This window comes from Ekhidna sp., from assembly GCF_965228795.1.
In the GTDB taxonomy this organism is placed as follows: Bacteria; Bacteroidota; Bacteroidia; order Cytophagales; family Cyclobacteriaceae; genus Ekhidna.
This window is the reverse complement of record NZ_OZ245839.1, coordinates 2769096-2791259: the sequence shown is the minus strand read 5'-3', so window position 1 is coordinate 2791259 and position 22164 is coordinate 2769096. Positions and strand designations below refer to the sequence as shown.

The window sequence follows — 22164 nt, the reverse complement described above, 5'->3', positions numbered from 1 at the left end:
GACCTGATCACAAAACTTATATTTGCGGTCTCTTATCGAATTATGAGTAAAGAATACAAACGACACACCATCACAGCGGCGCTACCATACGCTAATGGACCTGTACACATCGGACATTTAGCGGGCGTTTATGTTCCAGCTGATATTTGTGTTAGATATCTGCGTAGCAAAGGCGAAGATGTAGCTTTTGTATGTGGCTCGGATGAGCACGGCGTGGCAATTGAATTGCGAGCACGGAAGGAAGGAAAATCGCCGCAGGAAGTTGTAGACTTCTATCACAACCAAATCAAGGACTCGTTCGAAAAGTTTGGAATCAGCTTTGATATCTATCATAGAACATCGTCGGAACTACATCATGAAACAGCCTCTGAATTTTTCAAGAAGATGGAAGCAGAAGGTAAGTTCACCATGGAGACTTCTAAGCAGTTTTTTGATGAGAAAGAGCAGCAGTTTCTAGCAGACAGGTATATCAAAGGAACCTGTCCTAACTGTGGGTATGAAGAGGCTTATGGCGATCAATGCGAGAAATGTGGTTCTACGCTAAGTCCGACAGAGCTAAAGAATCCTAAATCCATGCTGAGTGGAGAGGTTCCAGTGATGAAAGAAACGAAACATTGGTACTTGCCGCTAGACCAGTACGAGCCTTGGCTAAAAGAATGGTTGCTCGAAGGACATAAGGAGTGGAAGTCGAACGTTTATGGTCAATGCAAAAGCTGGATCGATAATGGGTTGCGTCCAAGACCAATGACCAGAGACCTGAAGTGGGGAATTCCTGTGCCGGTTGATGGAGGTGAAGGGAAAGTACTTTATGTATGGTTTGATGCGCCGATTGGCTACATCTCAGCTACTAAGCAGTGGGCGAAAGACAACAACAAAAACTGGGAAGATTACTGGAAGTCTGAAGACACGCGACTACTACATTTCATAGGCAAAGACAATATCGTTTTTCACTGCATCATTTTCCCTACACTTTTGAAAGCAGAAGGCAGTTTTGTATTGCCTGACAATGTACCTGCAAATGAGTTTCTAAATCTAGAGAGCAACAAGATCTCCACTTCCAGAAACTGGGCAGTTTGGCTTCATGAGTATCTGGATGAATTTCCTGAGAAGCAGGATGTATTACGCTACACCCTGACGGCCAATGCCCCGGAAACTAAGGATAACGATTTCACCTGGAAAGACTTTCAGGCGAGAAACAATAGTGAGCTGGTAGCTATTTTTGGCAATTTCGTAAATCGGGCAGTGGTACTCACACACAAGTATTTTGATGGAAAAGTGCCGGCAAGAGGCGAGCTGATGCCAATTGACGAAGATGTGATCAAGGCAGTTAGCGGAGCACCAGCTAAGATTCAGTCAGCCCTTGACCAGTTCAAGTTTAGAGAGGCGCTTAGTCAAATGATGGAGCTGGCGAGAATTGGTAATAAATACCTGGCAGATACTGAGCCTTGGAAGCTGATCAAAGAAGATAAGAGTAGGGTAGAAACCATCCTCAATATTGCTCTTCAAATCAGTGCAAACCTGGCGATCGTATGTGAGCCGTTCCTACCGTTTACGGCTCAGAAACTGACTGGGATTCTGAAAACAAAGAAAAGAGGTTGGGCTGAGGCCGGAGGCGTAGACTTCTTATCAGATGGACATCAGCTGAATGAAGCCACATTGCTATTTGAAAAGATTGAAGACAAAGCTGTGGAAGCGCAAGTGAACAAATTATTAGAAACGAAGAAAATGAACGAAGAAGAAAATACAACACCAGATCTGCCTGCTTTGAAAGATGAGATTGTGTTTGATGATTTCATGAAAATGGATCTTCGAGTAGGAGAGATCAAGACAGCAGAGAAGGTCGAGAAATCCAATAAACTGTTGAAGTTCACGGTGGATATGGGATTGGAGACCCGAACGATTCTAAGTGGAGTATCCAAACATTTCACACCTGAAGAGATGATAGGTAAGAAAGTGACCGTGATGGCCAATCTGGCACCTCGTAAGATCATGGGTGTAGAATCTCAGGGTATGCTGTTGTTTGCTGAAAATCCGGATGGAAAACTGGTAGCCGTGAGCCCGGGTGAGGATGCTGAGAACGGGGCAAGTATTGCGTAAGAAATAAAATTGGATATTTAAAAAGAGCATGGGTGACCATGCTCTTTTTTATTTTAGTCAAAACGTAAAAATGTCATGCCATATATCAAAAAGGAAAAGAGAGCTAAGTTGGATGCCATTGTGGAGCAGATGCATGAAGCAAATATTATGGCAAATGGAGATCTAAACTATTTGTTATATGCTTTTTGCAAACGGCATGTTAGTCCCTCGTACAATAATTATAAAAACTTCATCGGCGAGCTAAACCAATGTGCTACCGAGATCGAGCGTAGGATTTTAGCGCCATATGAAGATGAGAAAATTCAGGAAAACGGGGATGTCTAAAGATTGACGGCAAGCCCAAATATTAATATTAAAATCCCCGGAATGAACCGGGAATATTTTTAATCCACCATATCTTTTGCCCAGCCAATTACTAACTGAGGCAACTCAGGATCCCACTTTCCCGGTCTTCCATGAAATGAATCATCAGGCGTTTCATGAATGGTGTTCCAGTGATCTAAGCCTGGATAAATGTATAGCTCATGATCTTCATGACCTACCCGATCAAGTACTTTCATGATCATATGATTGTCAAACTCTGACATAATCCAATCATTTTCTCCATAGAGTATACGAACGGGAACCTTCACTTTCTCCCAGGCAGAAGCCAGGTCAAACTCTTGTAGTTGTTGATAGTATTCCACGGGTCGTCCATACATATGTTTTGGGCCATGATAGTTGTAATCTTTGATGGCAGGATAGGCTTCAATCACTTCTTCATAGCTCTTCTTTTGAATCATCATGCCATAGTAAAGAGGGATATATGCCTGGTTTAGTTTTCTAGCGATGGTGGCCTCATCGTCACCACTCATTTGACGGATTCTTCGCTCTATCTCCAGCATGTGTTCAAACCATGTTTTGAAAAATGTACCATCGGAGATGACACCAGCCAGGTTGTGTCTGTTTGCGACCCATGGGGCTAATGTACTGCCCATGCTGGCACCATAAACAACAATCTTTGTCGTGTCTACATAATCCTTGGTTTTCAAGTCTTTAAGTGCAGTCTCATAACCATTTAGTTCAGTGATAAAGTCGGTGCACCCACAGTCTCCTTCACTGTCTCCAACTCCGGGCTTGTCTACTCGCATGACCACCATGCCGGATTGCTCCACAAGGGTTTCAATCATCTTCACCCAGTTATTAGATCTCCCGCTATACTTTTCAATGGTGGAGCAACTTAGCCCCTGAATCAGAAAAATGGCTGGAAGCTTTGCTTTTAGGTTTGGAGTGGTGATGATTGTTCGCTGACGAATACCATAATCACTCACGACACTTTCGTAATAAGTAGTTAGTCCTTCATGAGTTTCTTTTTCCAATGGGTTCAGTTTGATTTCTCTTTTGAACCATTCCGATTCACGTTTTATGTGAACAGTGGTGACTTCATCTGCTCGAATGGAATAGGTGGCATGACTCCAGTCCTCAGATCTTAAAATCTTCTTGTCATTTACCTGAATGATTCGATCGCCGGACGTTAAACCGGCTATGTCAAAAGGTGATCCGCTATCTACGGATGCTATTACGGCTCCAGGTGTTTCATTGTCCGGCGAGTTAATTTGTGCCTGCCAGGAAGCACGCCGAGCTAATTCCTGACCATAGGTTAGATGGGTACTTAGTAAAGTAGCAATGAAAAGGTATTTAATTCGCATAAGTTTTGTTATTAATTTCTGATCAATGCTACTCTGATTCATGCTTTTAGATTCGGTCATTATACCATCGCTCCGGTTTTTTATGTAAACTGCAGTTGTTTCATGACATCCATTTTATGAACTACCTCTTTGGATCACGAATACTTACTCATATCCTTTTCTGGATTGGATACTTTTTGTTCTTTGGATTCATCTGGGAGAAAGGTGATGGATATGGCTCATCCTATTTTTTGGAGTTTGTGCTTTTGCCAATACGGATCGGTGTTTCCTATGCGGCAATGTATTGGTTGCTCCCACAAGTATTGTTGAAAAAGCAATTTGTGAAGTTCATTGCGATGTTTCTGATGCTGCTATTGATTGGAGCTATTTTGCAGCGTTTCTTTATTTATTTCTTTTATGAGCAGCATACCACATTTGATCTGACTCAGATTTTAAGTGGGAGTGAAGTACTTCGAGCCGTTATATTGATAAACTCTACAGCTTTATTCCTGCTTGCATTAAAGATCCTTAAACTTTATTTCGCTGAGCGGGCTATTAATCAGCCTGTACATGATTCGATGATAGAGGTGAAGGCAGACAAACGATTTTATCGACTGCTCCCTCGTGACATATTATATCTGGAGGGATTAGGAAATTATGTGACATACCATCTAAATGACGGACGCAAAATCATTGGTTATACCAGTCTTAAAAAGGCTCATGACGAATTGCCGGAATATTTTAGCAGGATTCATAAATCTTACGTTGTAAATGCTCAAGCTGTGATCTCTTATGATAAAACCTTAGTAGAAATTGAAAAGGAAAAGCTTTTACCTATTGGTAATTCTTATGCGTTTGAGGTTTAAAAAGTCACCTTCAAAAATAAATTGGCAGCCGGGATTGTGTCATCTATGGTTCGGCCATAACCCGGGATTGAATATACATCTATGTCTTCTTGCTCATCGTAATCCATAAGAACTCTGAGACGAAGATTCAGGCCAATGCTGAATAAGTCTGATAGTCGTCGGTCTGAGTATACTACTAATTCGTACCATGTAGCATTCAGGTCGCTTCTTTTTATATTCTGTATAAAATTGTCTTGCGCTCCTGTGGTACTTTCAATGAAAATTCTTCCGGATTCATTGAAGGTAGAAGAGGCATACCTAAAGGAAATCCCGATCTTATTTTTAGGCTTGAACTGGCTGATGTATCCTGTGCCAATTCTGTAGTAAGTTCCTTCACTTTCATAGGTTCCATTGGAGTATGCTCCTTCCGGATTTAATGTAGCCTGCCCAATCTCAACAATGAGTGGAAACTTTTCTAAAAAAAGGAGCTCTATTCCTCCTTCATATTTTGTTTCGAAATCAACAGGAATCGTTAGTAGTTTACCATAATCCAGATATAGTGATGGAGTGAGCAGGCGTTTGCTACTCAAAGAATCTGCTTCTTCTGGTTGAGCAAAACAGAAACCTGAAATCAAAATCAGACTAGAAATAAAAAGTAAATATCGCTTCACCATCTATGCAGGTTTCTTCACAGTTTGATTGTACTGAATCAATTTTGACATAATTACTCTCAACGACACGAATATTCGTAGCGCGAATTAAAACATTACGAGACTCATCTAGCTCCTGGACATTATTATAGTCAAACTCAATGATTTCACTGAAATCATTAATAACGATCTCATATTGATTGAATGATTTGTCATATGACAATGGAATAGAAAAAGATGAGGCACTATCGGTATAAATAGAGTCGTAAGAAGATCCAACTATACTTATACGCTGCACCAGAATTAGCCCGGAATTAATGGTTGATTTAATTACATTATAGGCTGCATTCACACTGTCAATTGCAGACTTTTCATTATTAAGGCTATCGATCTTATTGGTTTCACTGTCATCAATTACTTGTAAAAGGGAGTCTATTTTATCATCTTCAATACTGTTGATGCTGATGAGCGCATCCAACTTACTAATACTATCCTGATTGATGAACTTTAATTGAACAGTTGGTTCATACGTCACCGATGTGCAATCGTCGCATGGATCACATGAGGTAATGATTAGGAATAGAATGAAAATGCTAAGTAATTGTTTCACTTGGTTCGCCACTATATCGGGTCTACGTCAAATACCACGCCAACGCTCTTGAAAGCGGGCAACTGCTTCATCATAAGATCCACAGATCGAAGGTATTCCTTTACAGCCGGCAAGTTAATGCCTTGTTTCTCAATTTTCAATGTGATTTCATGCAAGTACATGTTTCGGATTTTACCAATGAGCGGCTCCACCGGACCAATCATACGCTGATTACCTAATTTATTTCTTACTTCTTTAGCGAAATAAGTGGCAGCTTGAAAAGAGACGTGTTTTTCTCTGTGTTTGAATGTGATATTGATGATTCGGGTAAAAGGAGGATAGTAAAATCGTTCGCGTTCCAGAATCTCCCATTGAAAAAATGCTTTATAGTTATCGTTTCGAGCGCGTTGCAAGAGCTCCTGATCAGGATCATTTGTTTGTACAATTACCTTTCCGTTTTTTGATTTCCTGCCCGCTCGTCCACTCACCTGTGTAATGAGGTGATAGGCTCGCTCATGTGAACGAAAGTCAGGAAAGTGGATCATCCGGTCTGTATCGAAGATTCCAACCAGGTTCACACGGTCAAAATCCAATCCTTTGCTGACCATCTGGGTACCCACCAAAATATCAATGTTACCCTCTTCAAATTCTTCGATGATGCGTTGATAACCGTATTTGCTTCGGGTGGTGTCCAGGTCCATCCGCTGCACGATAGCTGCAGGAAAAAGCAACTTGATTTCCTCTTCCAGCTCTTCTGTACCAAATCCCACATTTCGAAGTTCCTTGCTGCCACAACTCAGGCAATCGCTATACATACTTTGGTTGTATCCGCAGTAGTGGCACACCAGCTTATTGTTGTACTGATGGTAGGTGAGACTTACTGCACAGTTGGGGCACTTTGGCACTGTTCCGCAGTTATCACAAGTGATGTGAGAGGCATATCCCCTTCGGTTCTGGAATAGAATGACCTGTTCTTTTCTATCTAACGATTCCTGAATGGCTTCCACAAGAACAGAGGTAAAGTTTCCTTTTAGTTTTCGTTGTTTTCTTTCTCTACTCACATTAGCAAACTCCATTGTTGGATTGTAGGCCTCACCGTATCGTGAATCAAGTTCTACGATCCCAAATTTTCCATCCAGTGCGTTTTGGTAGGTCTCCAATGCTGGGGTTGCGGTTCCTAACAGGGTGTGAGCCTGGTGGAGTGTAGAGAGATAGATGGCTGCATCCCTGGCATGGTATCTTGGAGCTGGCTCAAACTGTTTATAGGAAGGTTCATGTTCCTCGTCTACAATGATCAATCCCAGATCTGAAAAGGGGAGGAAGACCGCACTTCGTACTCCTACTACAAATTGATACTCTTTATTCAGTACTTTTTGCCAAACCTCCACGCGCTCATTGTCGGAATACCTTGAATGATAGACCCCAAAGGAGTCACCGAATATTTTGTGTAATCGAGCGATGATTTGAGTCGTCAGAGCAATCTCAGGTAGCAAGTAGAGTACCTGTTTACTTTGATCAATTTGCTCTTTTATCAGCTCAATGAATATCTCGGTTTTGCCACTTCCTGTTACTCCATGGAGTAAGGTAGTATTATGAGTTTTGAACGATTCAATGATGGCTCGTCGGGTCGATTCTTGCTGCTGACTAAGTTTGAGACTACCGGGAATTTTTGCATGATCGGAGGGGACCCTTGATACCGTCTCTTCCCATTCTGTCAGCACATCATTTTTAATCAATGTTTTTAAAGAAGACGGACTGATGTCTTCCGCCAGAAGTTGAGATTTCAGAACCCCTTGCTCATTAGACGATGGATTGTCTAAGACGGGTATATCCCGCAAGTAGGCGAGGAGGACGTCCTGTTGCTTGGGCTTGCTTTCCAGTTCATTGATGATGTCTTCCAGCATACCTTCTTCCATGAAAGCATCTGTTATCCGTATGCGCTTTACTTTCTTAGGTTGATATTTGTCTTTTACTTTTTCAAAAAGATCGATAAGTCCTCTTTCTGAAAGCTTTTTCAGGACGCGTTGCGGTTGCTTCAACCCCAATACCTGACTGACATCTTTCATAGCCAGATCATTGGTTTTTAAGACTTTAAGCAATTCCCATTCCCGACCGTCAAGATCTTCTGAATGTGGATCGATTTCAGGGTTAATTCCTACAAATGACTCGCTGGAGAGTTTAAGTGCGGCAGGTAAAGCTGCATTGATTACTTCGCCCAATGAGCACATATAGTAGCGGCTCATCCATTGAAAAAACTTAAGTTGTATCGGGTTTACAATTGGCTGATCATCCAATACGTCTAACAGCTCCTTGGGCCGATACTCTTCAGGGGTTTTGCTGTGCGTCCCGAGCACGATTCCTGTGTAGATTTTCTTTTTCCCAAAAGATACAACCACCCGAAAACCTGGTTGAACCTTATCCCTATCCTCGGGAGCAATAAGGTAGGTGAATGTTCCGTGTAGAGGTAGGGGGAGGATGACTTCTGCGTAGGTCAAAATTATTTGTTAAAATGGGATTGTCTCCCCCTTTGGAGCGGGTTCAATGCTATTAAGTTAAGCATCCGATTGTTCCTCTCATTGAGAGGGTGCAGGGAGAGGAGAGATGAAAAATCGCTTAACTTAATAGCATTGGGAGCTGGTTGGGTGGAGGTTCTAAATATCATAATTTTCTAAAGCCTTTTTAAATTCTGATATACTTAAAAGTCTGGTTTTCCCTTGTTTGAATTTAAGATAGTCACTGTATGCCTCAGCTTTAATTCTTTGAAACTTTGAATTACTCTTATCCATAGTACCAATTTACTCCATTTGTTCCAAAGCTTCAGCCACACTTGTTACGGGTCTTTTGCATGATTTATCGTAGCAGACATAGATAGTAGTTTCTCCATTCACGGCTGATTTATGCTGGAATGGAGGCTGATCAGATTCCTGAACGGTTCCTGAAATAATCTTTGCTGGGATAAACTGCTTGTTGATTTCATTCACATATTCTTGTGCTTTCGGGCCAACAATGATCACCTCTGGGAACTTGTCTGAAACCTCCAATCCGAGCATACCCCAATTACTCAAATATTCCGGTTCGGTAACGATCAGGTCTTTCACCTGAGCAAGAATGGATTTCCCCTTTTTGATCATCTCATCATTATAAAAGTGTGTTCCAAGATGAACCAGGTTCCAAGCCATGATGGAGTTGGAGGATGGAATTACATTGTCAAATAATTCTTTCTTTCTCGCAATTAACTCTGAATTTTCATCACTTGTAAAATAGTAGAGGTTTTCGCTTTCGTCGTAAAACGCATCCTCTACTCGCTGAGTGAGGTTTTTGGCTAATTCGAGATATTCCCTGTCAAGCGTGGTTTCATAGAACTTGATAAACGATTGGATGACTGCTGCATAGTCCTCCATAAATCCTTCCATTTTTTTGTCTGGGAAACGGTTGAGCTTGCCGTCTTTGATTAGTTGTGTTTTGATAAAAGCTGCATTTTTTTGAGCCAATTCGAGGATGCTTGAATCTTGCAAAGCCTGATATGCATCGCTAAATCCCGAAAGCGCAAGACCATTCCAGCCAGCGATGATTTTGTAGTCCAACCCCGGTCTTATGCGTTCTTCACGCTTAGCAAGTGCGGCTTCTTTGAAGGCTGATATCTTTTGGTTGAATTGATCTTCTGTGAGATCTAATTCATTCATTAGCTCTTTTTCATCCTTTACTACTCGTAAGGCATTCTTGCCCTCCCAGTTGCCTTTTTCTTGAACATCGTAATAGGTAGTAATCAATGTGGAATCAGCGCCAGCAAGCTTCGTTACCTCATCATAACTCCATACATAGAATTTGCCTTCCTCGCCTTCACTGTCTGCGTCCAATGCAGAGTAGAAGCCTCCGGAATCATTCAGCATTTCACGTTTTAGCCATTCAACAGTCTCTACAATAGTCAGTTTAAACTTTGGATTTTTTGTCAGTTTATAACCATTGGCATAGAGACTCAAAAGCTGACCATTGTCGTAGAGCATTTTTTCGAAGTGTGGAACGTGCCATTCTTCATCTGTACTGTAGCGGGCAAATCCACCGCCAACGTGATCATAGATGCCTCCATTGGCGATTTTCTCAAGTGTAAACTCAAGGTGGTTTAAAGCATCTTCATTTTTGGTTTGATCATAGTAAGTGGCCAGAAACTGCCACACCGAAGGCATTGGGAATTTTGGTGACTTTTTAATGCCACCATCTACTCTGTCAAATTTCTTTTCTAAGGTGCTGAAAGCACTGCTGATTTCTTCAGCCGAAAGTGTGTGATCATCACCTTCCAGCTTGTATTTTTCTGACTCCTTTGCTTGAAGGTTTTGAGTAAAAGCTTCAGCAGATTCGTTTATCTTCTCCCTGTTTTTCTCAAAGGCTTCATTGATGCTGGTTAAAAGATTGATCCACCCTTGCTTTGGAAAGTAAGTGCCACCATAAAAGGGTTTTTGATCAGGGGTAAGAAATACATTCAGGGGCCAGCCTCCCTGGAGTCCCATGGCATGAACGGCATCCATATAAACCTGGTCAACATCAGGTCGTTCTTCACGGTCTACTTTTATGTTGATGAAGTGCTCATTCATTATACGTGCAACTGCAGTATCCTCGAACGATTCTTTTTCCATGACATGGCACCAATGGCAACTGGAATAGCCGATACTAACCAATATAGGTTTGTCTTCCATTTTAGCTTGTTCCAGTGCCTCTGTACTCCATTCCTGCCAGTTCACCGGATTGTGAGCGTGTTGAAGCAAATAGGGACTTGTGGAGTTTATGAGATCATTCGTGTATTCGTGCATGTCTTGATTTTTTGTGGATTGACAGCCAAGAATGAAAATGAAGATGATTGCAAATTGCTTCATATGATTTGGCTCTTTACTTGTTTGATTTCAACACTGACATCTACTTTTTCATTCAGTTTTTCCAGCTTCTTCAATGTGGTCTTCAAAAATGATTGATGAGAAATTGAGTGTGGTTGAAAAGGTCGATGGTTGATTGCGGACTGGATTTGCTTCCATTCTTCCAAGAACTTGACTGTCACTTCGTCGCAGTAGGTATCAACAAATCGATTCCAGACATATTCAATGGCTTGAGTCGAAGGATGAATCATATCCTCGGTATAAAACCGATAATCTCTCAGTTCATCTATAAGTATTTCATAGGAAGGGAAATAGCTTATACTGTCATGCTGATCAACAATTTGATGGATTGAATCTATGAGAATTGCCTTACTTCGATTGTTATCTACTAAACCATCTTTAATGTGCCTGACCGGGCTTACCGTGAAAATGATTTGCAGCTTCGGGTTGATGTCTTTCAGGTAAGCATGTAGTGACTCAAACTTACTGATGATCTCTTTTTGAGTCAGAAATCGCTTTTTAAAATACTTAGCGGGAACCTTGTGACAATTAGCAACGATCTTCTTGTCGTCGATTTCGTAGATGATAGCTGTCCCCAGGGTAATGATCAGCCATCTCGCTTGTTTTAGAAAGTTTTGGGTTTGGTTGACTTGATTTTCGAACCTCTTTGAGGTTTCCTCTTCGGTTAGTCCTGATATGGCTCCATGCGCATCCCAGTGATAGTACACTCCCTGACTTTCAATAACATTAAGCTTATCTGAGTCATTTTCCAAAAGCTTGAAAATGGAGTGGGGATTATAAATGGTTCCGAAAGGATTGCTAATCGTTTTAAACTTAGCCTGAGAAAGCTTTTCTCCAACTTCGTTTGAAAAACAGGATCCGATCAGGAGGATCGGATCTTTGAGATTTATTTTTTCTTTAGAGCCTGGTATATCAAATGAAAACTTGAACACTTTGGGTTGAGTTTCAATCAAATTTAAGTGTTAATCATCAGCTTTAAGGCTAATCATAATTGGTCTGTGATCTGAAACTTGAGTTAGGTAATTTGAAATGCAATCATCCAGTCTGATGGTACTTGTAGCTGTCAGGTTTTCACACAGTTCATTGGTGATCAGGATATGATCAATATGACTGGGGCAGTAAGATGCTCCTGTACATGGATAGCTGTAGTCATCTCCAGAACCCATCGATATGGGCATATCTGCGAAAATGTAATTAATAGAATCTTCTAAGAAATTAGTAAAGGATGATCCGGCATCAAATGTTTCATTCCAGTCACCTAAAATGATCACCTCGTCTTCAGGAAAATTATCATCTATGTAAGATTTTAATTTAAAGCTGGCTGCTGTTCTTCTGTCCTCAGAACCATCACAGCATTTAAGGTGAATGTTTATCAATTTAACCGAAAGACCGTTCGAATGGGTGATATCCACTTCGACAGGCTCTCGCGGGAAAGGGCTTGTTTCACCATCAAAAAGCTCAATAGGAGTTCCGAAATTAACGATTTCAGCACTTTTATAAATGAAACCAAGCTCAATGCCGCCACGCACATCATAAGCAACACCCTCATATCCATCTAAAGACTCAATGACTGCATTGAAAGCATCAATTTCATCAATTTCCTGAATGGCATAGATGTCTGCATCCAGCTCTCTTATGATATCAGTAACAACCTCTACAGAATTAGATTGCATAGGGAAGTTTTCAATGTTCCAGGTCACCACGTCCAGCTCTGATTCGGAAAGAGTAGGCGAACACTGAACCGGTTCGGATGAAAAAGAGTCATCTGAACAGGTTATGGCATATGTGATTGGTTCCGTATCTTCTTTTTCTTCCGGTGTGAAAGGAGTCTCCGGTTCACTGTCACATGATGCGAATATTAGAAAGAAGGAAACTAAAAGTGCGAATAATCTCATAAGACAAATTTCAATAAAAAACCCTGATCTCGAAACACGGGATCAGGGTTTGAATCTAATAACTATTTATTCTTAATCAGCTACCACTTTTATTGTGATAGGGTGATGTACTTCTTTGTGCAGATCAAGAATGGCGGTGTAGTCACCCAACTCCTTGATCTTTTGCTCAAATGAAATTCGTTTTCTATCTACCTCATGCCCTTTAGCTACCAAAGCTTCAGCGACTTGGATAGGAGTGATAGCTCCAAAAATCTTTCCGCTTTCTCCAGCCTTAGTTTTAATCTCCAGCGTCAATTCACCAATTTTATTCGCTATTTCTTCAGCGTCTTTTTTAGCTTTTTCCGCTTTGTGAGCAGCCTGACGAATGTTCTCTTCGATCATCTTCTTATTAGAAGTGCTCGCAATGATTGCCATTCCTCTAGGGATAAGGTAATTTCTGCCATAACCCGGCTTTACATCAACAGTATCGTTTTTGTAGCCAAGTCCTTGTATGTCTTCTCTTAGTATTACTTCCATGTCAGTACTTATTTAAGGGAATCTCCAACATATGGCATCAACGCAAGGTGTCTGGATCTTTTGATCGCTTGCGATACCTTTCTTTGGTACTTTAAGCTAGTACCTGTAATTCTTCGAGGAAGGATCTTACCTTGCTCGTTTACAAACTTTAGCAAGAAGTCAGGATCTTTATAGTCGATGTACTTAATACCATTCTTTTTGAATCGGCAGTACTTCTCTTTCTTCTGCTCTCTGTTTATTGGTTCGTTTTGTAATGTCATTTGGCTACCTCCTTCTTATCTTCTTTCTTGTTGAATTCGCCTTTCTTTCTACGCTCGTTATAAATAACTGCGTGCTTGTCAAGTGTCGTGGTGAGAAATCTCATCACTGCTTCGTCTCTCCTGTATTCTGTCTCTAGCTTAGAAATAAGTGTAGGCTCTGCTCGGAATTCAAACAGCTGATAAAACCCGGTGGTTTTATGCTGGATAGGGTAGGCAAGCTTGCGCAATCCCCAGTTCTCTTCGTTGACCATTTCTGCGCCACCATCAACGAGAACTTGCTTGAATTTTCCGACAGTATCCTTCATCTGAGCTTCAGACAAAACGGGAGTCAAAATGAATACCGTCTCGTAATTCTTCATCATGTTGTAAATAAATTAAGAACTTATATTTAAAAATGAGGTGCAAAAGTAGGTAATAGCTAACAAAAAGCAACTATTGAAATAAATGTTTTAGTCAACAGTCGACCGTCGACGGAAAAAACTGTTGACTAAAGAATTTACTTCACCATAAAACTACCCTTGCCCATTAGGTAGTCATCTGTATATACTTCAACCTTATGTTGGCCAATTGCATATTCTGACCCCTTGTTGTAAAGGAAAGTTACTAGCTGGCTATTTCTGTCATACAAGATTTCCTGCTTAGCGGTATAGAACATCTCTCGATTTTCGAATGTGAATGATCCAGAGCCTCTGGTAACGTCAAATAAAACATTACCATCTGGAGCAATCACTCGAAGTAAAAGTTCCTTTCCTTCTATAGGGGCAATTTCATTTTCAACAACAGTGAATTGTATTTTTAACTGTTCGATGTGCCGGTTCCTGTATTCTCCATCGGTTCGTTCTTTACCACGATCATTGATTGCAATCACCTGCATTCCTTCAATTTGAAGTCGAGAGGCATAAGCCACCTTGCTTGCCAGCTCTTCTTTGTTTTTCTCCAACTCCTGAACTGTTTGGTTCAATTCATTTTTCTCCACTTTCAGTGTGGTATTCTCCTCAGCTAATTGTTCGTTAAGTACTTTCAGTTGTTTGATTTCTTCGTCTTTTATGAGAAGTAATTCCTTGTATCCATCCACACGATTGTTCAGTCGGGTTATTCTACCTCTTTGATATTCTGCGTCAACCAGCAATTGTTTTTTGTCTGCTTCCAATTGGGCTTTCAACGTCTCAAGTGTGTCAATTTCACCACCCAGTTCTTTAATGGCTTGAATGCGTAAATCCAATTCATTGGCAACTGAGTCTAGTTTGAGATAGGTTTCTGAGATTTCTTGTTGCTGCCTGGCTCTTTCTTCCTCTAGTTGTTGGTTTTGGTAATAAAAGAATACCACTGCCGCAAGAAGAAGAAAAGTGACTACAATGAATATTGGCGTTCTGTTTTTCTTTGGCTTCAAGTAATCCGGCTGTTCTTCTGAGTTTTTCTCTTCCATTCTGTTTGTTGAATTATGGCGCAAAAGTAGGTAAACAAGGCATTTTTAAAAACGCAGAACGAAATGCTGTTTAGGCATTTGCATTTTTGGAAAGATCAGGCCAGCCTGAAAAATGTCAATAGTCAATGTAAATCGTGGATCAACGATCATTTTTTCCCATACATCAGCCATGTCTTCAGACCAATAAATATCATGTATGACAATGCATTTTATTGATTCAGATTTGTTCATAAGCGTATCTACGCAGAATTGAACGGCGTTAGACCGATGATCTGCATCAATAAAACATAATTCGGGTTGCAGAACTGTCACCTCGCTTTCAAAGCAGTCTTGAATGGTGCCTTCCTTTATTTTAATCTTATGTTGTAGCAGTTCAGAAAATTGTTTTTTGGCGAGTGAGGCTAGAATAGGAGAGGCTTCTATTGTTCTAAGTGTCTTAATGTTGTCAGTGCCTGCCATGTACAAAGCATTGATGCCAAGAGATGTTCCTGTTTCTAATGCACGCTCTATTTCCAGGTGATCAATTAATCGATTTAGAAACGCTGAGAATTTAGGAGTGCTCAATGAGGTTTTTGCAATGGATGCAATCGTTTTTCTATAGTTTGTTTGGTGCTTTAAATCAAACAAGTCGATGATCTCGTTATTCCTTTTCAACTGTGATCGCAATTCTTCGACTTTCGAAAGGCGAAACTTCTTTGACGGCTTTATTACCTTATTAAATAGCTCGAAAAGAAAAGGGGAGTGTAAGGAGTGGGGTCCTACAGCTTTTATTTTGTAGGCCAAATACTTTTGAAGCCTAAACCAAAAAGTGCGCAATGCTTTAGTTGAGTTTGAAAGGAACAACCATCAGAAACTCCGGGATTTCAACATTAAAGAGACGCCCATCTACGATTTGTTCCATAATGTAATGACCCTTCATTTTCCCAATACCAGATCTTAAGTTACATCCTGAAACGTATTGATGTATTTCACCCGGTTCCAATACAGGCTGTTTACCTACTACTCCCTCACCATCAACCTCATGCTTTGGGTGTGCAGCGTCAATAATGTCCCAATGACGTGCCTTCAATTGAACAGTATTATTAGAGTTGTTCTCAATAGTGATGCGATATGTAAATACAAAATGATCATTTGCCGGTTGCGAATGCTCCGGTTGGTAGTTTGTTTCCACTGAAACTTTAATGCCTTTGGTAACTCCAGTAATCATATTCCTGGCGGACAATTTAATAGAAATTCAATTTATTTTACAAATCAGCATTAAGTAATTGGCATGAATGTAAAAATTGGTGAGAGTTGGCAAAAGCATTTGCAACCCGAATTTGAGAAAGAATATTTTCGACAGCTTGTTTCCTTTGTGAAATCAGCGTATCAGTCAAACCAGGTTTTTCCGCCGGGCTCTTTGATATTTAGTGCCTTTGATCACTGTTCTTTTGATGATGTGAAAGTAGTCATCGTTGGCCAAGATCCATATCATGGTCCAGGGCAGGCAAACGGTTTGTGTTTTTCTGTGGCGGATGGAATCAAGCACCCACCCTCGCTTCAAAATATTTTTAAGGAAATTCAAAATGATCTGGGGCAACCCGTTCCTGAGTCTGGTAATTTGGAGCGATTGGCTGATCAAGGAGTATTATTGCTGAATGCTACATTAACTGTAGAAGCAAGAAAAGCAGGGTCTCATCAAAACAAAGGCTGGGAGACATTTACTGATGCTGTCTTAGAAATTATCTCCAGTGAGAAAGAGAACATTGTGTTTCTTCTTTGGGGTGCTTATGCACAAAAGAAGGGAGCGTTTCTTGATTCTTCCAAACATCTAATCCTAAAAGCTCCACACCCATCACCATTTTCAGCGCATTCAGGTTTTTTTGGATGTAAACACTTTTCTAAAACCAACCAATATCTAACATCTAAGGGTCTTAGACCTATAAATTGGTAATTTTAAGTCATTAATATTGATATCTCTATAAATGAGACTGTGTAAGGTTTGAAAATGATGTTGATAAAAAACAGAATAATATGGCTTGCCATTGTGGCAAGTGTCTTTATTGGTTGTAAGAAGGATGATGGCATCAGTGTAATGCTGGAAAATGAGGTAAATGAGTTTATCTGGTTTGGGATGAATACATTCTATTATTGGCAAGGTGAAGTTGAAGACTTGTCCATTGATAAATATCCAACCCGCAATGAGCTGAATACCTTTCTTAACGGATATGATGATCCAAAAGCACTTTTTGACGATCTTTTGGTAGACCAGGATCGGTTTTCATGGATTGTGGACGATTATGAAGCTTTAGAAAATCAATTTCAAGGAATATCTAAGTCATTTGGATATGAATTGGGCCTGCTAAGAGTTAGTAGTGGAAGTGATGATTTACTTGGATATGTCAAGTATGTAATACCTAATGGACCTGCAGAAAACGCCGGATTAAAAAGAGGGGATGTTTTCACAACCGTGAATGAAACAAAACTAAATGTGAATAATTATACTTCCATCCTGTTTGGTACGGATAGTTATACAATTACCCTTGCTGAGATTCAGGACAATACGATCACACAAACGGATAATCAGGTTTCTATGACAGCTGTTCAGCTAACAGAAAATCCAATATTGAAGTCAGATGTACTTGATATTGAAGGTCAAAAAATTGCGTACCTGATGTACAATCAGTTCATCGATAATAATGCGTACCATGAAGAACTTAATAGTGTTTTTGGTGAATTTAAATCTGCTGGTGTGACAGATCTTGTGTTGGATCTGAGATATAATGGGGGAGGTGCTTTAAGAACTTCCAGAATTTTAGCATCTATGATTTATGGAGCTGGATCAAGCAATGATATTTTAGGTAGTATTCTATATAATCAAAACCTTGCGGACGCTGGATTGAATACAGACTTGAAATTTTTTAATGAAGTTCCTGTGTTTGATAACGACGGAAATCAAACCTCTTCTTATCCGATGAATAGATTGAATATTAGTCGGATATTTATTTTAACGACTGGAAGCAGCGCTTCTGCATCTGAGTTTGTAATAGCCGGATTGCTTCCGTATATGGATGTTACGCTTATAGGTACAACCACCGTTGGTAAAAACGTTGGTTCAATTACTCTATATGATTCTCCTGATGAAGGCTATTTGGATAAAGGTTCTGACTTGAATCCAAATCACAAGTATGCCATTCAGCCAATCATTAGCCAGCTGGCCAATTCTCAGGGTTTTACCGATTATATTGATGGACTGGAACCAAATGTTGAAGTGGACGAAAAAGATTATCTGGGAAATTTTCAACCATTAGGAGACCCATCCGAGCCACTATTGGCTGAGGCCCTGGCTATTATTTCAAGTGTAGCCAGAGTGGAGAGAGCTGATGATAATGGTTTAAGAACGTTCGATCATGATGAACCTTTGAAAGAGGTAGTGAATACTATTTTAATTGATCGTGAGCTGATACCTACTGTATCACCACGAAATCCATCGTTTATTAAATGAGCCACCATTTAGAGCATTTTTACAAAACAGATGATGAAAAAAAGGCATTCATTCCAGGATGCCTTGCTTTGTTTTTCTTCCTTGCCTTGGGAACCGGATTCTTTTTCGGTCTAATATATCTGGTTCGTTGGCTTTCTTAGATCACTCAATCCCATCAAATAGTCTGTTCCATCTGATTTTATTGAGGAAACTTCCATTTGTGTCAAATGACATCCAAATGAATGACGCTTCTCCCACAATATTGTCTTCTGGTACAAATCCCCAGTATCTGGAATCGTCTGAGGCATGACGATTGTCGCCCATCATGAAATAGTAATCCTTTATGAAAGTGTATTCAGAAACTTCCTCACCATTTATTTTCAGCTGGTCAATATCAATTTCTACAGTTTCATGACCTTCATAATTGGTGATTGTGGATCCATACATCGCCAGATTTTCTTCATTTACCTCAATGGTCATTCCTCTTGCAGGAACTGTTAAAGGCCCAAAGAAGTCCCTGTTCCACGGAAAGTATCTCGCATCAGGGAAGATGTTTTGTTCTGAACGATCTTCCGGGATCAATTGAAGTGTTACACTTTCTACAAATGGTAATTTTTCAAATTCCTTAGCAACCGAGGAAGGCATCAAAACTGAATACCCTTCTGGATATCTGGTTACGCTATTATATGGGTTAATGTTAAGGTTTTGGAATATTCGCTCACGAATAGATTCATTCGTCCGCACAAAGTATTCATGTTGCATCAATGGTGGATTTTCCTGCTCTTCCCCGTTGATAAATACCTGAGTTGCTTTGATTTCTATCGTTTCACCTGCGATCGCAACACAACGCTTAATGTAGTGGGTCTTTAAATCCATCGGATGGTATTCACCGTCTTTGCGTTGATTATAGTGATCATCTACAGGGTAATTGAAAACCACCACATCATTTCTTTCCACTTTGCCAAAAGAAGGCAATCTTAAGCTAGGTAATGAAACTCCTGGGATGTAAGAAGGGATCTCAGTTCCCCAAATGGTTTGGTGTGTCAAAGGCACCTGTAAAGGTGTTTGTGGTGTTCTAGGCCCATACTCAGCTTTACTTACGAATAGGAAATCACCAACCAATAAGGAACGCTCCATTGAGCCCGTTGGTATGACATATGCTTCCATGAAGATCCAACGCACGAAAGTTGCACAGAAAACCGCGAAAACAATGGCCTCAAACCACTCCTTACCGAAAGATTTTTTTGGTTTAGGCATTTCGGTTGCCTTGCCTAAGTACTTGGTATCTGTCCAAGCAATGTAATTCATGTAAATAGGTGCGAAAACAACTCCAAGGACCTGATCTAGATACGTGTACTTTCCGTATGATTTCATGAGGTCAAGGTGCATGGTCAGCCCAACGAAGAAATTAATTACGGGCACAAAAAGTAGTAATACCCACCATTTCGGTCTTCCTACCAGTTCTAAATGGATGTAATAATTCCATATTGGAACAAACCCTTTCCAGCCTTCTTTTCCGGCTTTTTCGAAAAACTTGTAATAGGCAGTTCCTTGTAAAACGTACCAGAGTACGATGAACGTGATTACAAAAACCGGATTAAAATCGTGAAAGTACATATAACTAGTTATCGTTTATAAAGTCTGACATTGTAAAAACTCCCTGCTTCGTATGTATCCATTCGGCTACTTTTATTACACCTTCTGCAAAAACACTTCGGTCATGAGCAGTATGGGTGATATCGATGGATTCCAAAGGAGACGAATAGCTTACGGTATGTGTACCCGGTACGTTGGGGATTCGTTCTGAAACTATTCCTAATTTTTTATGATCGGCTGATTCTTCATTTATCCAACCTTCTAAAAGAGGATGGGAGCCTATGATTCCTTCCGCCAGTGTTATTGCCGTACCGCTAGGGCTATCTTTTTTTTCGGTATGGTGAATTTCTTTCATGGAGGGTTTAAAGCTGAGCTGCGACATTTTTTCAGCCAACCATTTATTCATCTCAAAAAATAAGTTTACTCCAATACTAAAGTTGGAAGCATACAGGAAGGTGCCGTTATTTTCTCTGCAAATCTTTTCTATTTCTGCCAATCTATCAGTCCAACCGGTGGTACCAGAAATAACAGGTATGCCGTGCTTGAGGCAGTGGGATAGATTGTCATACGCCGATTCAGGTTGTGAAAATTCTATCGCTATGTCAGCAGATGATTCATTCAAGCCAGATAGCTCCTTGCTGGAACGTACAATAGCCACAATGGTATGACCAGCGTCCTTTGCAATTTGCTCAATGGCTTTACCCATTTTTCCAAAGCCGATCAGTGCGATTTTCATGAACTAAAATTTCAAAACAAATGAAACTCCAACAGCCTGCGAAAATAATGGAGTTCGTTGAATTGAAGGCTCTATTCCTAAAGCAAGTCTGTCATTTACCTTAAACTCATCTAAATGAGCAGAGACGTGAGCATCTACAATCTGCAAAATATAAAAAACAGATCCTGCAATTATGAGCATGTCGCGGTTCCTTCGAAACACATCACGATTACGAACCAACGCATTTTCAGTACTTATAATGGATTGATAAGGGTTAGGCTGACCTTTGGATGATAATAAGGCAGCATTCCTAAGGCCGTGATAAACTTTATTATTGTAATTAATAAAATGGGCGAAAGTAACCACGCCGGAAATAACAAGAGGTACTTTCCAGTATTGCTTATTATAAACCTGGCCCATTCCGGGGAGTATCGCCGATAATAAGGCTGCACGCTGTGGATCAAGTTCTGAGACTTCCTCAAATAATTCAGCATCTTCACTCGCTTCAAGGAAGGTGGAATCTTCAAGAAGCACGGGTCTGTCTTGAGCGGATATGCTTCCTGCAAGGCAAATGCATCCAAAAAGAAATAATAGCTTTTTCATTATCGGAAATTGCTTTGCAAAGTTCGCGCCTAAAGCCGAATAATTAAGAAGATATTGATTTTAAATATCCAGAATATCCAGTATTCGGTTCAAATCTTCGGTGGAGTTATAAGGTATCTTAATCTCTCCCTTTTCTTTGCCGCTTTGTTTAATTGCAATTTTAGATCCGAAATGCGTAGATAATTTACCTTGAAGCTTTTTAATCTCCGGATCAGCCTGTGCGGTTTCCTTAGTAGCTTTTTCAGGTTTGCTTCCTTTAGCTCTTACCAACTCTTCAACTTTTCTTACAGAAAGGTCGTTTTTGATGATCTGATTGAAAATATCAAGCTGTAAAGACACATCGTCTATCGAAATGAGCGCTCGGGCATGCCCCATGCTTAGTTTCCCATCTCTAAGAGATATCTGTATATCGGGAGGTAGTTTTAAAAGTCGAAGATAATTGGTAACCGTGCTTCTGTTTTTACCTACACGATCACCAAGCTCTTCTTGTTTTAAATCACACTCTGCCAAGAGTCGCTGATAACTTAATGCGATTTCAATTGCATTTAAGTTTTCACGCTGAATGTTTTCGATCAGAGCCATCTCCAGCATTTGCTGGTCGTCTGCCAGACGGATATATGCAGGAATGGCTTTGAGTCCGGCTTTTTTGCTTGCCTGAAGTCTTCGCTCTCCGGAGATTAATTGAAATTCATTTTCGCTGAGAGCACGTACCGTGATGGGCTGAATAATGCCTTGTACTTTGATTGATTCAGCAAGATCATTTAATGCATCTTCATCAAAATCTGAGCGTGGCTGCCATGGGTTGGTTTCAATTTTTGAGATTTCAATCTCATTGATAGCCCCTTTAGGAGTAGCTCCTGATCCGCTGATTTTCCCCTTCTCTCCGGAATCTTCCAATAGGGCACCCAGACCTCTTCCTAAACCGGTTTTCTTCTTGAATTTACTCTCTGCCATGT

22 protein-coding genes are annotated in these 22164 nt (G+C 40.4%); 5 read left to right on the top strand and 17 right to left on the bottom strand.

Translation table 11 applies throughout. The annotated features are described in order from the left end of the window. Positions 1–42: 42 nt before the first annotated feature. Together metG and ACQK2H_RS12465 are read left to right on the top strand one after the other, a co-directional pair. Positions 43–2097, top strand: coding sequence for a methionine--tRNA ligase (gene metG / locus ACQK2H_RS12470; RefSeq protein ID WP_425391773.1), 2055 nt, complete (start codon positions 43–45; stop codon positions 2095–2097). A 75-nt stretch (positions 2098–2172) separates the two neighbouring features. Further along, positions 2173–2421, top strand: coding sequence for a DUF6899 family protein (locus ACQK2H_RS12465; RefSeq protein ID WP_425391772.1), 249 nt, complete (start codon positions 2173–2175; stop codon positions 2419–2421). 59 nt (positions 2422–2480) lie between these two features. Here ACQK2H_RS12465 and ACQK2H_RS12460 read toward each other — a convergent pair whose 3' ends face one another. Further along, positions 2481–3785 (bottom strand): alpha/beta fold hydrolase, encoded by a 1305-nt coding sequence (locus tag ACQK2H_RS12460; protein WP_425391771.1) that lies wholly within the window; start codon positions 3783–3785, stop codon positions 2481–2483. Between the two features lie 116 nt (positions 3786–3901). Here ACQK2H_RS12460 and ACQK2H_RS12455 point away from each other — a divergent pair, with 116 nt between their 5' ends. Then, positions 3902–4630, top strand: coding sequence for a LytR/AlgR family response regulator transcription factor (locus tag ACQK2H_RS12455; protein WP_425391770.1), 729 nt, complete (start codon positions 3902–3904; stop codon positions 4628–4630). Here ACQK2H_RS12455 and ACQK2H_RS12450 read toward each other — a convergent pair. The 12 genes from ACQK2H_RS12450 to apaG all read right to left on the bottom strand — a co-directional run bounded on the left by ACQK2H_RS12450 (position 4627) and on the right by apaG (position 16038). Further along, entirely contained in the window at positions 4627–5283 is a 657-nt protein-coding gene (locus ACQK2H_RS12450; protein WP_425391769.1) for a DUF6048 family protein, read from the bottom strand. The two genes, ACQK2H_RS12455 and ACQK2H_RS12450, sit on opposite strands and share 4 nt — an antisense overlap. Further along, positions 5252–5869, bottom strand: a complete 618-nt coding sequence (locus tag ACQK2H_RS12445; RefSeq protein WP_425391768.1) for a hypothetical protein — start codon at positions 5867–5869, stop codon at positions 5252–5254. The genes ACQK2H_RS12450 and ACQK2H_RS12445 overlap by 32 nt, the downstream gene beginning before the upstream one ends. 11 nt (positions 5870–5880) lie before the next feature. Further along, positions 5881–8343: a replication restart helicase PriA gene (gene priA, locus ACQK2H_RS12440; protein ID WP_425391767.1), complete on the bottom strand. Its 2463-nt coding sequence runs from the start codon at positions 8341–8343 to the stop codon at positions 5881–5883. A gap of 300 nt (positions 8344–8643) precedes the next feature. After that, complete coding sequence (locus tag ACQK2H_RS12435) at positions 8644–10716, bottom strand: thioredoxin domain-containing protein (protein WP_425391766.1); 2073 nt, start codon at positions 10714–10716, stop codon at positions 8644–8646. Further along, complete coding sequence (locus tag ACQK2H_RS12430) at positions 10713–11666, bottom strand: GSCFA domain-containing protein (RefSeq protein ID WP_425391765.1); 954 nt, start codon at positions 11664–11666, stop codon at positions 10713–10715. Before ACQK2H_RS12430 ends, ACQK2H_RS12435 begins: the two co-directional genes overlap by 4 nt. Before the next feature lie 30 nt (positions 11667–11696). Further along, complete coding sequence (locus ACQK2H_RS12425; RefSeq protein WP_425391764.1) at positions 11697–12629, bottom strand: endonuclease/exonuclease/phosphatase family protein; 933 nt, start codon at positions 12627–12629, stop codon at positions 11697–11699. A 72-nt stretch (positions 12630–12701) separates the two neighbouring features. Continuing rightward, positions 12702–13145 carry a 50S ribosomal protein L9 gene (gene rplI / locus ACQK2H_RS12420; RefSeq protein WP_425391763.1) on the bottom strand — a complete coding sequence of 148 codons (444 nt, stop codon included), beginning with the start codon at positions 13143–13145 and terminating at the stop codon, positions 12702–12704. An 8-nt stretch (positions 13146–13153) separates the two neighbouring features. After that, positions 13154–13405 (bottom strand): 30S ribosomal protein S18, encoded by a 252-nt coding sequence (rpsR, locus tag ACQK2H_RS12415; protein ID WP_425391762.1) that lies wholly within the window; start codon positions 13403–13405, stop codon positions 13154–13156. Next, positions 13402–13767 carry a 30S ribosomal protein S6 gene (gene rpsF, locus ACQK2H_RS12410; RefSeq protein ID WP_425391761.1) on the bottom strand — a complete coding sequence of 122 codons (366 nt, stop codon included), beginning with the start codon at positions 13765–13767 and terminating at the stop codon, positions 13402–13404. The genes rpsR and rpsF overlap by 4 nt, the downstream gene beginning before the upstream one ends. Before the next feature lie 134 nt (positions 13768–13901). Beyond that, positions 13902–14831 (bottom strand): coiled-coil domain-containing protein, encoded by a 930-nt coding sequence (locus tag ACQK2H_RS12405; RefSeq protein ID WP_425391760.1) that lies wholly within the window; start codon positions 14829–14831, stop codon positions 13902–13904. Positions 14832–14876: 45 nt separating this feature from the next. Next, positions 14877–15485, bottom strand: coding sequence for a hypothetical protein (locus ACQK2H_RS12400; protein ID WP_425391759.1), 609 nt, complete (start codon positions 15483–15485; stop codon positions 14877–14879). A 166-nt stretch (positions 15486–15651) separates the two neighbouring features. After that, positions 15652–16038 (bottom strand): Co2+/Mg2+ efflux protein ApaG, encoded by a 387-nt coding sequence (apaG, locus tag ACQK2H_RS12395; RefSeq protein ID WP_425391758.1) that lies wholly within the window; start codon positions 16036–16038, stop codon positions 15652–15654. A gap of 63 nt (positions 16039–16101) precedes the next feature. Between apaG and ung the strand changes: the two genes are divergently transcribed. Together ung and ACQK2H_RS12385 are read left to right on the top strand one after the other, a co-directional pair. Then, the gene (ung, locus tag ACQK2H_RS12390; protein ID WP_425391757.1) at positions 16102–16764 is read left to right on the top strand and encodes a uracil-DNA glycosylase; all 663 of its coding nucleotides are present in this window, start codon (positions 16102–16104) and stop codon (positions 16762–16764) included. Positions 16765–16818: 54 nt separating this feature from the next. Further along, positions 16819–18315 carry a S41 family peptidase gene (locus tag ACQK2H_RS12385; protein ID WP_425391756.1) on the top strand — a complete coding sequence of 499 codons (1497 nt, stop codon included), beginning with the start codon at positions 16819–16821 and terminating at the stop codon, positions 18313–18315. 141 nt (positions 18316–18456) lie between these two features. Here ACQK2H_RS12385 and lepB read toward each other — a convergent pair whose 3' ends face one another. From lepB to ACQK2H_RS12365, 4 genes are read right to left on the bottom strand one after another with little or no spacing between them, the layout of a single operon-like run. Next, positions 18457–19911, bottom strand: coding sequence for a signal peptidase I (lepB, locus tag ACQK2H_RS12380; RefSeq protein ID WP_425391755.1), 1455 nt, complete (start codon positions 19909–19911; stop codon positions 18457–18459). A 4-nt stretch (positions 19912–19915) separates the two neighbouring features. Further along, entirely contained in the window at positions 19916–20626 is a 711-nt protein-coding gene (gene dapB / locus ACQK2H_RS12375) for a 4-hydroxy-tetrahydrodipicolinate reductase (protein WP_425391754.1), read from the bottom strand. 3 nt (positions 20627–20629) lie between these two features. Next, positions 20630–21208 (bottom strand): DUF5683 domain-containing protein, encoded by a 579-nt coding sequence (locus ACQK2H_RS12370; RefSeq protein WP_425391753.1) that lies wholly within the window; start codon positions 21206–21208, stop codon positions 20630–20632. 60 nt (positions 21209–21268) lie between these two features. Beyond that, positions 21269–22162, bottom strand: coding sequence for a ParB/RepB/Spo0J family partition protein (locus ACQK2H_RS12365; RefSeq protein WP_425391752.1), 894 nt, complete (start codon positions 22160–22162; stop codon positions 21269–21271). Between the last annotated feature and the right edge of the window lie 2 nt (positions 22163–22164).